At 61.9% G+C, this 13969-nt stretch carries 12 protein-coding genes and 1 pseudogene; 9 read left to right on the top strand and 4 right to left on the bottom strand.

What is annotated here, in order from left to right:
• Nucleotides 1–35 precede the first annotated feature (35 nt).
• The 3 genes from tnpA (at nt 36) to tnpC (ending at nt 2474) form a co-directional block, all read left to right on the top strand.
• Entirely contained in the window at nt 36–431 is a 396-nt protein-coding gene (gene tnpA / locus UB31_RS24210) for an IS66-like element accessory protein TnpA (RefSeq protein ID WP_044999804.1), read from the top strand.
• On the top strand, nt 428–775 hold the full coding sequence (gene tnpB / locus UB31_RS24205; protein ID WP_044999806.1) for an IS66 family insertion sequence element accessory protein TnpB: 348 nt from the start codon (nt 428–430) through the stop codon (nt 773–775). The genes tnpA and tnpB overlap by 4 nt, the downstream gene beginning before the upstream one ends.
• 70 nt (nt 776–845) lie before the next feature.
• Nucleotides 846–2474, top strand: a complete 1629-nt coding sequence (gene tnpC, locus UB31_RS24200; protein WP_044999807.1) for an IS66 family transposase — start codon at nt 846–848, stop codon at nt 2472–2474.
• A gap of 36 nt (nt 2475–2510) precedes the next feature.
• Here the strand turns inward: tnpC and UB31_RS24195 are convergent, their stop codons facing one another.
• From UB31_RS24195 to rpmB, 4 genes are all read right to left on the bottom strand, one after another.
• Nucleotides 2511–3725, bottom strand: coding sequence for a hypothetical protein (locus UB31_RS24195; RefSeq protein ID WP_050044825.1), 1215 nt, complete (start codon nt 3723–3725; stop codon nt 2511–2513).
• Between the two features lies 1 nt (nt 3726).
• Nucleotides 3727–4230, bottom strand: a complete 504-nt coding sequence (locus UB31_RS42955; RefSeq protein ID WP_045012688.1) for an ABC-three component system middle component 2 — start codon at nt 4228–4230, stop codon at nt 3727–3729.
• Nucleotides 4227–5348 carry an ABC-three component system protein gene (locus UB31_RS24185; protein ID WP_045012687.1) on the bottom strand — a complete coding sequence of 374 codons (1122 nt, stop codon included), beginning with the start codon at nt 5346–5348 and terminating at the stop codon, nt 4227–4229. Before UB31_RS24185 ends, UB31_RS42955 begins: the two co-directional genes overlap by 4 nt.
• A gap of 212 nt (nt 5349–5560) precedes the next feature.
• Nucleotides 5561–5872 carry a 50S ribosomal protein L28 gene (gene rpmB, locus UB31_RS24180; RefSeq protein ID WP_027535901.1) on the bottom strand — a complete coding sequence of 104 codons (312 nt, stop codon included), beginning with the start codon at nt 5870–5872 and terminating at the stop codon, nt 5561–5563.
• A 510-nt stretch (nt 5873–6382) separates the two neighbouring features.
• Between rpmB and UB31_RS24175 the strand changes: the two genes are divergently transcribed.
• From UB31_RS24175 to UB31_RS41640, 6 genes and pseudogenes are all read left to right on the top strand, one after another.
• Nucleotides 6383–7192, top strand: a complete 810-nt coding sequence (locus UB31_RS24175) for a DUF3108 domain-containing protein (RefSeq protein ID WP_045002338.1) — start codon at nt 6383–6385, stop codon at nt 7190–7192.
• Nucleotides 7193–7896: 704 nt separating this feature from the next.
• On the top strand, nt 7897–11313 hold the full coding sequence (locus UB31_RS24170) for a helicase-related protein (RefSeq protein ID WP_045012686.1): 3417 nt from the start codon (nt 7897–7899) through the stop codon (nt 11311–11313).
• Nucleotides 11314–11323: 10 nt separating this feature from the next.
• A pseudogene (locus UB31_RS24165) lies at nt 11324–11590 on the top strand (RNA-binding S4 domain-containing protein); the annotation flags it as partial.
• Between the two features lie 136 nt (nt 11591–11726).
• Nucleotides 11727–12065 carry a ferredoxin FdxA gene (gene fdxA, locus UB31_RS24160; protein WP_045002278.1) on the top strand — a complete coding sequence of 113 codons (339 nt, stop codon included), beginning with the start codon at nt 11727–11729 and terminating at the stop codon, nt 12063–12065.
• Between the two features lie 344 nt (nt 12066–12409).
• The gene (locus UB31_RS24155) at nt 12410–13225 is read left to right on the top strand and encodes a CarD family transcriptional regulator (RefSeq protein WP_082078602.1); all 816 of its coding nucleotides are present in this window, start codon (nt 12410–12412) and stop codon (nt 13223–13225) included.
• Nucleotides 13226–13629: 404 nt separating this feature from the next.
• Entirely contained in the window at nt 13630–13878 is a 249-nt protein-coding gene (locus UB31_RS41640; RefSeq protein WP_156175527.1) for a hypothetical protein, read from the top strand.
• Nucleotides 13879–13969: the final 91 nt, after the last annotated feature.

The following is a 13969-nucleotide window of genomic DNA, read 5'->3' as shown; positions in this document are numbered from 1 at the left end:
TGTTGGATTAGTCCAATTGGTGCGTAACAGTCCTTATGGACAGCCATAAGCGCAGTACTCAGCTTGAACGGCTTGAGGTGGTCGAGACTGGTCGCCGGCGACGCTGGTCGGATGACGAAAAGCTGCGGATCGTGACCGAAAGCTTTCAAGCGCCGCGCGCGATATCGTCGACAGCAAGACGCCATGGCATATCACGTTCGTTGCTGATGACATGGCGGCGCTCGTTCGGTCCCGAGCCGATCAGCCCTCAAAGCGAGCAATCCGGCTTTGCGCGGGTCGTCCTTGCCGCTGAGGTCGAGCCGGCGGTTGCTGCCACAGCGACGAGCGGGCAGATGGTGATCGTCGTTGGCCGGGATCGTCGGGTGATTGTCGATGCGGGCGTCGATGCGGCCGCCCTGGCGCGGGTGCTGCAGGTTCTGGAGCGTCGATGATCCCAGTCTCTTCGAGCGCACGCATCTGGATTGCGACCGGCTACACTGACATGCGCAAGGGCATGCAGGGTTTGTCATTATTGGTGCAGGAAAGCCTTGGTCGCGATCCGTTCGCCGGAGATGTCTTCGTGTTCCGCGGACGCGGCGGTTCGCTGATCAAGGCCTTGTGGCACGATGGAATTGGATTGTCGCTCTACGCGAAGCGGTTGGACCGTGGCCGTTTTGTCTGGCCGGCGACGGTGGGCGGTGTGGTGGGGCTGAGCGCGGCGCAGATGAGTTATCTGCTGGAGGCGATCGACTGGCGCAATCCGCAGCACACGTGGCGGCCACAGAGCGCAGGATAGGCTCAAAAAAGTTCTGAGGTGCGGAAGAAAAGACGCCTCAAATCGCCTCTTTTGTGATTCCATCGGGGCCATGGGTGACGGCCTTGAATCGCTGCCAGACGACATCGAAACGCTGCAAGCGGCATTGATCGTTGCTCGGGCGGAGGCTGCGGCCGCCCGTGCCCGGCAGTCCGACGACCAGGCGTTGATCGCCCATCTGAAGCTGCAGATCGAGAAACTCAACCGCGACCGCCATGGTCCGCGCTCGGAGCGTACCGCGCGGCTATTGGATCAGCTTGAACTGACGCTGGAGGAGCTGGAGAGTTCGGCGACGGAGGACGAACTCGCCGCCGAAATGGCCGCGGCCAAAACCACGAAGGTGGCGTCGTTCACGCGCAAGCGGCCGTCACGCCAGCCGTTCCCGGAGCATCTACCTCGCGAGCGGGTGATCGTGCCGGGACCTGTGGCGTGCGCCTGCTGTGGCGGCGCGCGGCTGTCCAAGCTCGGCGAGGACATCACCGAGACGCTGGAGGTGATCCCGAAATCCTGGAAAGTGATCCAGCACGTCCGCGAGAAGTTTACTTGCCGTGATTGCGAGAAGATCAGCCAGGCTCCGGCGCCGTTCCATGTGCTTGCCCGCGGCTGGGCGGGGCCAAGCCTGCTGGCGATGGTGCTGTTCGAGAAGTTTGGTCAACATCAGCCGCTGAACCGGCAAGCGGAGCGCTATGCCAAGGAGGGCGTGCCGATCAGTCTGTCGACCCTGGCCGACCAGGTCGGCGGCTGCACCGCGGCGCTGGCACCTTTGTTCAAGCGCCTCGAGGCCTACGTACTGAGCGCCGAGCGATTGCACGGGGACGACACCACGGTTCCGGTCCTGGCCAAAGGCAAGACCGACACCGGCCGGATCTGGGTCTATGTGCGCGACGACAAGCCTTTTGGAGGGCAGGCCCCGCCGGGCGCGGTGTTCTATTACTCGCGCGATCGGGCCGGCGAGCATCCCCAGGCTCACTTGGCCAACTACAGCGGAATCTTCCAGGCCGATGCCTATGGCGGCTATGGCAGGCTTTACGAACCGGGCCGCAACGCAGGTCCGATCCTGGAAGCCGCGTGCTGGGTCCATGCCCGGCGGCCGTTCTTCGTGATGGCTGATCTGGCCGAGAATGCGCGTCGCAAGGCTCAGGGCAAGAGGCCGGCAGTGATCTCGCCGCTGGCGCTGGAAACAGTCCGCCGGATCGACGCCCTGTTCGAGATCGAGCGGACCATCAACGGTCAGAGCGCCGAAAGGCGCCAGGCAGTTCGCCGGGAACTCAGCGCGCCGCTCGTGGCCGATCTGGAAGCCTGGATGCGCACACAACGCGCCAAGCTCTCGCGCAGCAACGATGTCGCCAAGGCCATGGACTACATGCTCAAGCGCTGGAGCGCATTTACCCGCTTCCTCGATGACGGCCGCATCTGCCTGTCCAACAATGCGGCGGAGCGTGGCGTGCGCGGCATCGCTTTAGGTCGGAAGTCGTGGTTGTTCTGCGGCTCGGATCGCGGCGGCGAGCGGGCGGCGGTGATGTACAGCCTGATCGTCACCGCCAAGATGAACGACGTCGATCCGCAAGCCTGGCTCGCCGACGTTCTGGCGCGCATCGCCGAGCATCCCGTCCAAAGGCTCGACGAACTGCTGCCATGGAATTGGCGCTCTGCCATCCGGAACGTTGATCAAGCCGCCTGAGCCGAAAATGACCCGCGCGCGGTCTTCGCCGGATGCTTACTCATGAACAGCCGGAGCGAGAATGCTCTCAGTTCGATCGTCGGCGCGTTTGACGGTTTGTTGGGCGCTCTCCTGCTCATTCCATCGCATCAATCGCAGCTTTTGGAGAGTCTCATTTGCCTCTTGTAAGTCTTTCTTGTGAGCTAGAATCTTCGAAGCCTCTGCGCGTGCGGCTTGGTAAACCGTGGCGCTCCCCTCTGAGGCTTTGTGCGCGTGGTCTGGCGACATTAGCTGGTCGCACAAGGGGCACCTGACTTCTTGAAGGCCTTCGAAAAAGTGAGCGCCTTCCGATATGAAGTCCAATCGCTCTAAGTCAGTCCGATAGCGCTCATTAAGTAGCGCATACTGCCTAGCAAGTTCATCGATGGCGATAATTTGCGATTCTGCATGTTGAATGGTCGTTATGGCTTCGCGCCGTTCCGCTTGGAGAGAGTTTCTCTCGGCTGAATGATCGGACAAGACTTGCGACAACTTAGAGATCGATTCATCGAGCTTGTCGATCGTCTCATCTTCGTGGTCTGAATTCCGCTCTTGAAGGCGATTCTCAATCGGAGCCAGTAGATCGGAGATGAGATCTAACCGCGCACCTATGCGAGCCTTTGCTATGTCTTTTCTCTCGGCGGCTACAATGCCTTCGTCGCCTTTTCCCGAGAGCATATAAGCAAATGCGCGCTTTCGGGCCGTCTCGTCAAAGCCGGCTCTACCAAGAATAGGAGAGCGTTCGTCGATAATTGAGACCTCGTCCACCAGAAATAGGGGCAATATGGTGCGAATCGTTAAGCGATTAGTGTTGCCTCGATCGTTCTTTCTCAGGAGTGCTTCTTGTAGCCCAGCAAATGCAAAGAGTGCTGCGGTAACATCCTTCGCGCGGCTCTTTCCTTTGCGTTTGGGAACGATCGTTTCTCCCTTTCCATTCTCAGCATCCTTGAATTTGCCGGGGTATGCGGTGAGATTTCCGCCATTCAGCCCGCGCTCTAGGGTAAGAAACTCAGCCTTAGAGTTCTCAAATTCTACAAAGAGTCTTGAATACGGGGCGGCTTCGTCTATTCGCTTCTTCATCTTGTCTGCGCCCAAGATGTAGTCGATGCAGCGTACAAGGTAGCTCTTGCCTGTGTCTGACGCCCCAGCAACTATGTTTGAGCGATCATTGAATGTAATGACCGCGTCCTCAACTTCTTTTCCTCGCAGCGCGATTGTCCTGATCTGCAGCATATCAAAGCTCCAGATCTTTGATGGCGGCCAGTCGTTCAAATTCGGCGCCCCAGCGCCCCACGTTCGCGCTAATAAAGCTGGATAACTCCCCGTCAGTCATTGGGCCGAATCGATTGATGACCCAGCTCGCGCGGACGCGCAGGGCACTGGAGTAGTCTGACTTCAGAAGAGCGATAAAAGCCGTTGTAAGTTCGGTCGCGTGATAAAGGATGCCCGATGTGTCGAATGTCTTGTTAATGAGTTCGCGTGAAAACATTTGGTTCAAGCCGATGCTCAAAAGCTCGCGTTTCACCAGGATCTCGTTGCCACGAAACGGAACGGACGGATGAAGGCTTTCGGGTCCATCGGAGACGTCGCCTGAGTGGACTAAGAGATAATCATACGAGATCAGTCGTTGAAGGTCAGACGGGCGTCCGGCTGCAGCATCGAGGGCAAACAGAGCTCGTAGTCCACACTCAAGTGGCGAGTTGAACGGCCGGGGCACAATTGGAGCTGCATCTATCATGGTTTGCACCAATTTAGGCGCCTCTCATTGGCCATCTGATGGCACATACCTTCTCGGTCATTTGCCAAGACGTGAGGAACGAGGAGATGATTGCCTAGTTGCAGGGCTTGAGCCGCTTGGACAGTCGCAGAGAGCCGCTGTAGGCCCGTGATGCCAGCAACAGTATAGTTGTAGAAGAGCCCATTCGTGAATTCATCTAGGAGTGTGTTGAAGTAGGCGGAATCGGCCATTTGATCGCGAGCCAGTTCTTTTAAGCCTTCCGCGCAATAGAACGTTATACGCGAACGATCAAACAGTCGTGCGTAGTTCGGATGATTTGCAAAATCCGCGGTACTGGCGATCCTTGCGCTGAGCGCCTCCCCGATGACTTCGTAAAGTTGGGTGACGTACTCTGTCTCACCGGCGGCAACTGCGGATGGTGGTGTTGGCGGAGGGGGGCGTTCGATCAGCGGGGCCCCGAAGACAGTTAGGTGATATCGTGTCTTCGAATGCTCTTTGATCAGATCCAGGGGCTGCTTTGCGCGAAAGATTGAAAAATTGAACGTGCCAACGTGCTGCTTGAGGGCCTCATCGAGAGGCACTTTTTGCTTCCCGATCTTGTTGGCGCACCGCTCGTTCCAATTCGCAAGGATGTACTCGCGTAGCCGAGAGGGATCGTCGAGCAAGTCTTGGAAATCAGAGGTCATCCCAAGATGCGTCACAAACCAGTATTCCTTCGGCGGGGTGTAATCTCCAATGTGAGTGTAATAGAGGACTTTGCCAATCTCGGCTGCCGCCGTGGCGACGCCAAGGCGGGTCTCATAGTGCTTACATTGGTAGAGCGACCATCTTCTAGGTTTCGCCGATGGGGGATCAAACCACACGATGACATCGCGTCCCTTGTCGCCTGCTCCGCCGCGCTGCTGGGCCTCGTAGACTTCCTGTATTTTTGGAAGGTAGTCCGAAGCCCACTCCAAGGTGAACCGTTCAAATTCTTTTGGGCTAAACTGCGCGAGTCGATCTAGAGGCTGCACGGGAAGTCCAACACCCAATCCCAAGAGCCGCGCGTTCGCGTTCGACCAAGGCGTCGGCGCAGACAATTTCTCGATGGTTTTCTGCTTGACGGTTGTCTTAGTCACGTCTCCCCCGAACGGAACACTACTGCAATCTGGGGATGCGCGGCAAATGCAATGCGCGCCTATGCGGCTTATCATGTAGTCGAATGGCTCGGTCCAACATAAGCGCCATAACAAAAACGGCCGGATCTTTCGATCCGGCCGCAACGCAAAACTCTACTTGGCTAAGCCTACGCCACGCGACGCAACTTAGCCCCCGCCCAATTCGGAAATTCTTAGCTGGCCTTCTTGACCGGCGCGGCCGTCGGGCCGACCTTTTTCTGGATGGCGCGCTTCAGCTCGAGGGCGCGCGGCGACAGGACGTCGGCCTTGGCCTTGAGCAGGAAGGCATCGAGGCCGCCATTGTGGTCGACGCTCTTGACCGCGTTGGTCGAGACGCGCAGGCGCACGTTGCGCTCGAGGGCTTCGCTGATGAAGGTCACGTTGACCAGGTTCGGCAGGAAGCGGCGCTTGGTCTTGATGTTGGAGTGGCTGACCTTGTGGCCGACGAGGGGGCCCTTGGCCGTCAGTTCGCAGCGGCGAGACATGTCACAATCCTTATCCTGATCCCCAACGATTTGCGGCCGCCATTCGGGGCGCCACGGGGGCAAATTCTCTGTCCTTGCAGGGAGCGGCGGACGTATAGGGGGGAAGCGGCGGGACGTCAAGTTTTTGGGCGGGATTTAGCCCAGTCCCAGGTGTCATCGCCCGGTTCGACCGGGCGATCCAGTATTCCAGAGGCGGCGCGGCTGGAACAGAGGGGCCGCGGCGTACTGGATGCCCCGGTCAAGCCGGGGCATGACGGCGGAGGGGAGGAGAGGTCGCCGTCCCCATCACCCGCCAATCACCAAAACGGCAATGTTTAAAATGCCTTACCATCACATAAAGGGCGTATTCGCACCCGAAGAGTCCAGTGAGTTCCCGCAGCTTTCGGCACCTCGCGCATTGTTTGCTGCGAGATTTGGCTTAACTAACAAGGCCTGACGTCCCCATTGGATGGCTTCGTGCACACCCTGATCCCTCATCTGCCCCGGCTGCACTCCGCTGGCCGGCTGGCCTTGGCGGCCCTTTGCGGGCTGACCTTGGCGTGGGGGGCGAAGCCTGCGGCGGCCCAGGGCAAGCTCGAGGCGCAATATGAGGCGACGCTGTCCGGCATTCCGGTCGGCCGCGGCGCCTGGACCATCGATATCCAGGAGGACGTGTTTTCCGCTGCCGCTTCGGGCGGCACGGCCGGGCTGCTGAAATCCTTCGCGGGCGGGTCCGGCACCGGCGCCTCGCAGGGCCGGGTGGTCAACGGCGCGCTGGTCGCGTCCGCCTATCAAGCCACCACCACCACCTCGAAGAAGACCGAAGAGATCCACATCACGCTCGACAAGGGCAATGTGAAGGAGTTCGGCATCGTGCCGGAGCCGCCGGTCGATGCCGACCGCATCGTCGTCACCGAGGCGCATCGCCGCGGCGTCTGGGATCCGATGACGGCCTCGCTGCTGCGCGCGCCGGGCACCGGTGATCCCGTGTCGCCGGAGGCCTGCCACAATTCCGCGCCGGTGTTCGACGGCCGCATGCGCTACGAGCTCAAGCTCGATTTCAAGCGCATGGAAACGGTGAAGGCCGAGAAGGGCTATCACGGCCCGGTCGTGGTGTGTTCGTTGTTCTTCGTCCCCGTTGCCGGCTACATCCCCGACCGCCCCGTGATCAAATACCTCGCCGCCCAGCGCAACATCGAGATCGCGTTCGCGCCGGTGGCAGGAACGCGGATACTGGTGCCGTTCTGGCTGAAGGTACCGACGCCGCTCGGGCCCGCGATGCTGGAAGCGACGAGCTTCATCACGGCACCACAGCCGCCGCGGGTTGCGAAGACGCAGTAGGCGCGCCGCTGCCGTAGCCCGGATGGAGCGCAGCGCAATCCGGGACTCTCGCCCGGAACTCCCCGCATTCCGCAGTGCTCCATGCGGGCTACGATCTCCCGCCATTTCGAGAGAGTTTTGCTACATCGCCCCAACACCTTACGCGCCGTCACCCCGCCATGCCGCCGCAGGCCGTTTCTACTGTGCATGGGGTTGTTTTCGCGGAAATGCGTTTCGGGGCTATGGGCCGTGAATCCATTTGACTCCTCCCCGATTCTGATTCGACTCCGCGCCGTCCCCAACATTAAGGAACTCGCCCTCGAAACGTCGCTTGTGCGACAGGGCAAAACTCCATCTAGTGCGATGAAAGAGAGGGTCCCGCGACATGTTGCGTGAACGGAACGGGACTCTCGGGGGAGTCTGCGATTCGGCCGCGATTCGTTCTAGAGTCGTTCCGAAGCTTAAGAGCATGCGGGAAAAGCGTCGCAAAGTGAGACAGTTGCGCGGGATTTGGGGAGCGTTGCCGCATTCACCGCTGTCATGCCCCGGCTTGACCGGGGCATCCAGTACGCCGCGCCCTCTCGGTTTGATCTGCGCCGCCTCTGGAATACTGGATCGCCCGGTCAAGCCGGGCGATGACAATGGTGCATGCCGTGAGCGCTTCGCGCCGCCGCCCCAAACAGCACTGACATTCGCCCCAATCGCCACTACCTAATCATTCAGATATGGCCTTCTCTTCCTCCCCCTACGCTTCCGAGCGCGCGCCTGGCGCGGGCGTCACTGCGGTGCTCGGGCCGACCAACACCGGCAAGACCCATCTCGCCATCGAGCGGATGCTCGCGCATTCGTCCGGCATGATCGGGCTGCCGCTGCGGCTGCTGGCGCGCGAGGTCTATAACAAGATCGCCGATCGCGCCGGGCCTGAGGCCGTGGCGCTGATCACTGGCGAGGAGAAGATCAAGCCGAAGTCGCCGCGCTATTGGGTCTCGACCGTCGAGGCGATGCCGCGCGACCTCGATGTCTCCTTCCTCGCCGTCGACGAGGTCCAGATCGCGTCTGACCTGGAGCGCGGCCACGTCTTCACCGACCGCATCCTCAACCGCCGCGGCCGCGACGAGACGCTGTTGCTTGGTGCCGCCACCATGCGGCCGATCATCGAGCGGCTTTTGCCCGGCGTCTCCATGATCACCCGGCCGCGGCTGTCGCAGCTCGAATTCGCCGGCGACCGCAAGATTACGCGCCAGCCGCGACGCACCGCTATCGTCGCGTTCTCGGCCGACGAGGTCTATGCCATCGCCGAGCTGATCCGCCGCCAGCATGGCGGCGCCGCCGTTGTGCTCGGCTCGCTGTCGCCGCGCACGCGCAACGCACAGGTGGCGATGTTCCAGAACGGCGAGGTCGATTACCTCGTTGCCACCGACGCCGTCGGCATGGGGCTCAATCTCGACGTCGACCACGTCGCCTTTGCCTCCGACCGCAAGTTCGACGGCTACCAGTTCCGCCGCCTGACGCCGTCCGAATTCGCGCAGATCGCCGGCCGCGCCGGCCGCGCCACACGGAACGGCACGTTTGGCACCACCGGCCGCTGCGGGCCGTTCGAGCCCGAGCTCGTCAATGCGCTCCAGAACCACACCTTCGATCATGTGAAGGTGCTGCAATGGCGCAATTCGAAGCTGGATTTCGCCTCCCTCGGCGCGCTCCAGGTCTCCCTGAACCAGTCGCCCGGCCATGAGGCGCTGACGCGGGCGCCGATTGCGGAAGACATGCGCGTGCTCGACCACGCCGCCCGCGACGTCGAGGTGCGCGATATCGCGCATGGCAAGGCCGCGGTGGAACGGCTGTGGGAGGCCTGCCAGGTCCCGGACTACCGAAAACTGTCGCCGGCGGCCCATGCCGAGCTCGTGACCACGCTGTACGGCTTCCTGATGCAGAAGGGCCGCATTCCCGATGCCTGGATCGCGACCCAGATCGACCAGGCCAACCGTATCGACGGCGATATCGACACGCTGTCGGGCCGGATCGCGCAGGTCCGCACCTGGACTTTCGTCGCCAACCGGCCGGATTGGCTCGCCGACCCCGAACACTGGCAGGGGATCGCGCGGGAGGTCGAAAATAAATTATCGGATGCGCTCCATGAACGCTTGACTGAGCGTTTCGTTGATCGCCGGACCAGTGTATTGATGCGCCGCCTGCGGGAGAACACGAGCTTGAATACGGAAATCGGCAAGACCGGCGAAGTCATCGTCGAAGGCCATGTCATCGGCCGTCTCGATGGCTTCACCTTTGCACCGGATGCGGCGGAAGCCGGCTCCGATGCGAAAGCCTTGCAGGCTGCCGCGCAAGCGGTGCTCGCCGGCGAGATCAACACGCGTGCCGAAAAGCTGGGCGGTGCGCCCGACGATCAGTTCGTGCTGACGTCGGATGGCACCATCCGCTGGACCGGCGACGCCGTGGCGCGACTGACGGCTGCAGAGGAGGCGCTGCATCCGCGCATCCGCATCATCTCGGATGAGCGCCTCACCGGTGCGCCCCGTGAGAAGGTGCAGGCCCGGCTCGACCTCTGGCTCAAGACGCATATCGAAAAGCTGCTCGGGCCGATGTTTGAGCTCAGCAAGGCCGAGGACGTCACCGGCATTGCCCGCGGCATCGCCTATCAGCTCGTCGAGGCGCTCGGCGTGCTGGAGCGGCCGAAGATCGCGAACGAGCTGAAGGATCTCGACCAGCCCTCGCGCGCGGTCCTGCGCAAATACGGCGTCCGCTTCGGCGCCTATCACATCTATTTCCCCGGCATCCTGAAGCCCGCCGCGCGTGCGCTCGCAGCCCTGCTGTGGGCGCTGAAGCAGGACAATGTCGATCTGTCGTCGCTGTCCGGCGCGCAGCATCTGGCATCTTCGGGCCGCACCTCGTTCCCGGTCGACAAGCAGCTGCCGCGCGATGCCTATCGCGTGCTCGGCTACAAGCAGGCCGGCGAGCGCGCCGTGCGCGTCGACATTCTGGAGCGCCTTGCGGACCTGATCCGCCCGGCGCTGGCCTGGCGCGAGAACTCGCCCGGCGAAAAGCCCGCCGGCGCGTTCGATGGCCGCGGTTTTGTCGTGACGCAGGCGATGACCTCGCTCACCGGCTCCGCTGGCGAAGATTTCGCCTCGGTGCTGCGCGCGCTCGGCTATCGCATGGAGAAGCGCGCGCCGCTGCCGCCGAAGCCGGTGGTGGTGGCTGCAGAGACACCGACCGCAGAGGCCAGTGCTGAGGCTCCGGCTGATGCGACTGCGACCGAGACGCCGGTTGAGGAAGCCGCCGTGCCCGCGGACAACGCGATCGAAGCCGCCGCCGAGCCGGTCACCGTCGAAGACGCGCCCGGCATGGAGCAGCACGACGAGCCCGCCCACGAGGAACCGGCGCTGGAAGCCGCGCCTGAAACGCCGGTCACGCCTGAAGATGCCCCCGGCATCGCTCCGCCGGCGGAAGAAGCACCTGTGGAGGCTGCCGCTGAAGCTGCTCCGGCTGCGACCGCCGCAACAGAAGCGGTTGTATCGCCCGATGCCGCCGCGCCTGTTGAGGCTGTGGCTGCGCCCGCCGAACCCGAACTCGTCGAGGTCTGGCGTCCCGCCGGCCGTCACGAAGACCGCAAGCCGCGCCACGAACGTCACCGTCACCAGCGTCATAGCAACCAGCCGCGTCCGCAGGCGGGCGCAGAGGCAGGCGCAGCAGCGCCCGCCGAAGGCGAAGCAGTGCAAGCCGCCGACGGCGAGAAGCGCGGCGAGCGCCATCGTCATGGCGGCGGTCATCGCAGGGATGGGGCCAAGGATTTCCGCAAGCCGCGCGAAGGTGGTGCCGAAGGCGCGCCGCGCCAGGAAGGGCGCGACGACAAGAACCGCAGCTTCCAAGGTAGAGATCAAGGCAAGGATCGCGACAACAAGGATCGTGATCGCAACAAGGGCAAGTTCGGCGGTGATCGCGACAAGGGCCGCGACAATCGCGGCCGTGACCGCGACAAGGGCCGCGATCGCCAGGGCGGCCCGTCGCTGCGCCCCTACGCCTCGAGTGCGAATCCTCCGCGTGAGCGCGATCGTCCGATCGATCCGAACTCGCCTTTTGCAAAACTCGCTGCCCTGAAGGAGCAGCTCGCCGGTCGCAAGGAGTGATCCCACGACCGAGCGGCAGCGCCTCGACAAATGGCTGTGGCATGCGCGGGTGGTGAAGGCGCGCACCTCCGCGGCTGAGCTCGTCGAGTCCGGCCACGTTCGCGTCAACGGTGTGCGCGAGAAATCGCCGGGCCATGCGATCAAGATCGGTGACGTGCTCACCATCGCGCTCGATCGCACCGTGCGCGTGTTGAAAGTGATCGACTTCAACGAGCGCCGCGGCGATGCAGCTTCGGCACGCGTGCTTTACGAAGAGGTCAGTGAGCGCAAAGAGTAATTAATTGCGCTTTGAGTTCATTTCTTGGTCGATCAACCACACAAAGCCGTCATGATCGGCCGTTCCTGATCTTGCGGCGCCGGGCCATCCGCGCTACGCAAGCCGCGACTTTTAAAAGAGCTTTTCGGAGCGTTGGATGACTTACGTCGTCACTGAAGCCTGCATCAAGTGCAAGTACACCGACTGCGTCGAGGTCTGCCCGGTCGACTGTTTCTACGAGGGCGACAACATGCTCGTCATCCATCCTGACGAGTGCATCGACTGCGGCGTGTGCGAGCCGGAATGTCCTGCCGACGCCATCAAGCCGGACACGGAACCGGGCCTCGAAAAGTGGCTCCAGGTCAACGCCGACTTCGCCAAGAGCTGGCCCAACATCACCCAGAAGAAAGAATCACCCGACGACGCGAAGGAATTCGAGGGGGTGGAGGGCAAGTTTGACAAATATTTTTCTCCGAACCCCGGTTCTGGAGACTAATTCGGCCTCAAACTTAACCCTAATACCTTGGTTAGCGCCGAAAACGAGGCCTTAAGACCCCTAAATCATTGATTTTTGCGGGAAATGTGCTATATTGGGCACATTAAGCTGAACCCTGTCAGCCCAGTTGGCCCCTCAGGGTTCCCGTGAAACCAGATGTCGAACAGGGGCGTGGCAGTTTCCGCGCGCAGGCTGTGTCACAGAAAACGCGTAAAAAGAGTACTTCTGCGAGGGCTTCCCATAAGGAGGCCAAGAAAGTCGCCACGGCCAGCCGTAGCGCATCCAAGGGCCGTGCCGCCACGAAGGCTCCGGCTGCAAAGTCCTCCAAGAATAAAAGAAGCGCAATGCCTAACAAGACTGCCAAAACTGCCGCGAAAGCGACCGTTTCCAAGCCTGCTGCTGCCAAGCCTGCTTCGGTCAAGGCTCCCGCTGCCAAGCCCGTTGCTCCGAAGGCGCCCGTTGTTGCCGCCCCTGCCAAGGCCCCCGTTGCTGCTGCGAAGCCGGCTGTGAAGGCCGCTGCGCCCGCGCCGAAGGTCGAGGAAAAGAAGGTCGTGACCCAGCGTCAGGGCTTCAAGGCCAACGAATTCGTCGTTTATCCCGCTCACGGCGTCGGCCAGATTCTGGCCATCGAGGAGCAGGAGATCGCCGGCGCGAAGCTCGAGCTGTTCGTCATCAACTTCATCAAGGACAAGATGACGCTGCGCGTGCCGACCGCCAAGGTCGCCAACGTCGGCATGCGCAAGCTGTCCGAGCCCGCGCTGGTCAAGAAGGCGCTCGAGACCCTCAAGGGCCGCGCCCGCGTCAAGCGCACCATGTGGTCGCGCCGCGCCCAGGAATACGAAGCGAAGATCAATTCGGGCGACATCGTCGCGATCGCGGAAGTCGTGCGCGACCTCTATCGCTCCGAGTCGCAGCCCGAGCAGTCCTACTCTGAACGCCAGCTCTATGAAGCGGCGCTCGATCGTCTCTCCCGCGAGATCGCGGTGGTGCAGCACTCGACCGAGACCGAAGCGGTCAAGGAAATCGAGGCCCAGCTCGCCAAGAGCCCGCGCCGCACCGGCGCCAAGACGGAAGCCGCCGAAGGCGAGGCGGATGCCGAGGGCGATGCCGACGATACCGATGGCGACGACAACACCACGGTCGCTGACGAGGCCGCGTAAGCGCCTCGCAGCATCGATCGCAGCAAATCAAAAGCCCGGCCGTTCGGCCGGGCTTTTTGTTTGAGTCGAGAGCGGTGATCTTGCGCACATCGCAAGGACAAGCGGTTCGCTCGTCCCTTCGCTCCGCGCGCGGCGCGCTCAGATCTTTTTTGCGGTCGCTAAATATTCCGCCACGCGATCGCGTGCGAGCTCTCATCATTGCAGTCGCCGAGCGACTGCGCGCGAGAAGGCATCGCCGCTCGACATTGCAGAGAAAGACGAAGCGGCTCGCGCCAATCACCAAAACTCCAAAGATTTCACTTTGCGGTGACGGAGAGGGAGTGCGGCTACCTCCGGGCGTGTGCGTATGCTATAGCTTGTAACGCTCCAGGGGGGGATCTCAGGAAATCTCAAAGGAGCTAACTATGACAAGAAAACTGCTCGTCGCTCTCGCGATCCTCGGTCTCTCGGCTTCTGCAGCATCGGCAGCGCATCATCATCACCACGCGCTGAACGCAAATGCCGCGATTCCTGATCCTGCATCTCCGCCCCCAATGGGCTGGACCGGTGGTGTGAATAACAACGACCACGCCACGTATCTCAAAAATCTGCACGACTCCGGCTACAACCCGAAGAACGATCGCGACGCCAACGGGAACGTAGCGGCGCAGTAGCGCAAGGTAGCGCATCCGTCGTCGTCCTGGATGCGACCGGCGCTGGGCCGCCGGCTCGTAGGCAGATCAACGATTCGTGCGCTATCGTTCG

It is taken from the genome of Bradyrhizobium sp. LTSP849 (assembly GCF_000938255.1).
Lineage (GTDB): Bacteria > Pseudomonadota > Alphaproteobacteria > Rhizobiales > Xanthobacteraceae > Bradyrhizobium.
Note: the sequence above shows the minus strand (reverse complement) of the source record. Positions and strands in the feature narration are given on the sequence as shown.

Excerpts from the sequence above, each read along its gene's own strand:
- tnpA (WP_044999804.1), top strand. The coding sequence starts at position 36 with ATGGACAGCCATAAGCGCAGTACTCAGCTTGAACGGCTTGAGGTGGTC.
- tnpB (WP_044999806.1), top strand. The coding sequence starts at position 428 with ATGATCCCAGTCTCTTCGAGCGCACGCATCTGGATTGCGACCGGCTAC.
- tnpC (WP_044999807.1), top strand. The coding sequence starts at position 846 with ATGGGTGACGGCCTTGAATCGCTGCCAGACGACATCGAAACGCTGCAA.
- UB31_RS24195 (WP_050044825.1), bottom strand. The coding sequence starts at position 3,725 with ATGCTGCAGATCAGGACAATCGCGCTGCGAGGAAAAGAAGTTGAGGAC.
- UB31_RS42955 (WP_045012688.1), bottom strand. The coding sequence starts at position 4,230 with ATGATAGATGCAGCTCCAATTGTGCCCCGGCCGTTCAACTCGCCACTT.
- rpmB (WP_027535901.1), bottom strand. The coding sequence starts at position 5,872 with ATGTCTCGCCGCTGCGAACTGACGGCCAAGGGCCCCCTCGTCGGCCAC.
- UB31_RS24170 (WP_045012686.1), top strand. The coding sequence starts at position 7,897 with ATGGCCTTCTCTTCCTCCCCCTACGCTTCCGAGCGCGCGCCTGGCGCG.
- fdxA (WP_045002278.1), top strand. The coding sequence starts at position 11,727 with ATGACTTACGTCGTCACTGAAGCCTGCATCAAGTGCAAGTACACCGAC.
- UB31_RS24155 (WP_082078602.1), top strand. The coding sequence starts at position 12,410 with ATGCCTAACAAGACTGCCAAAACTGCCGCGAAAGCGACCGTTTCCAAG.
- UB31_RS41640 (WP_156175527.1), top strand. The coding sequence starts at position 13,630 with ATGACAAGAAAACTGCTCGTCGCTCTCGCGATCCTCGGTCTCTCGGCT.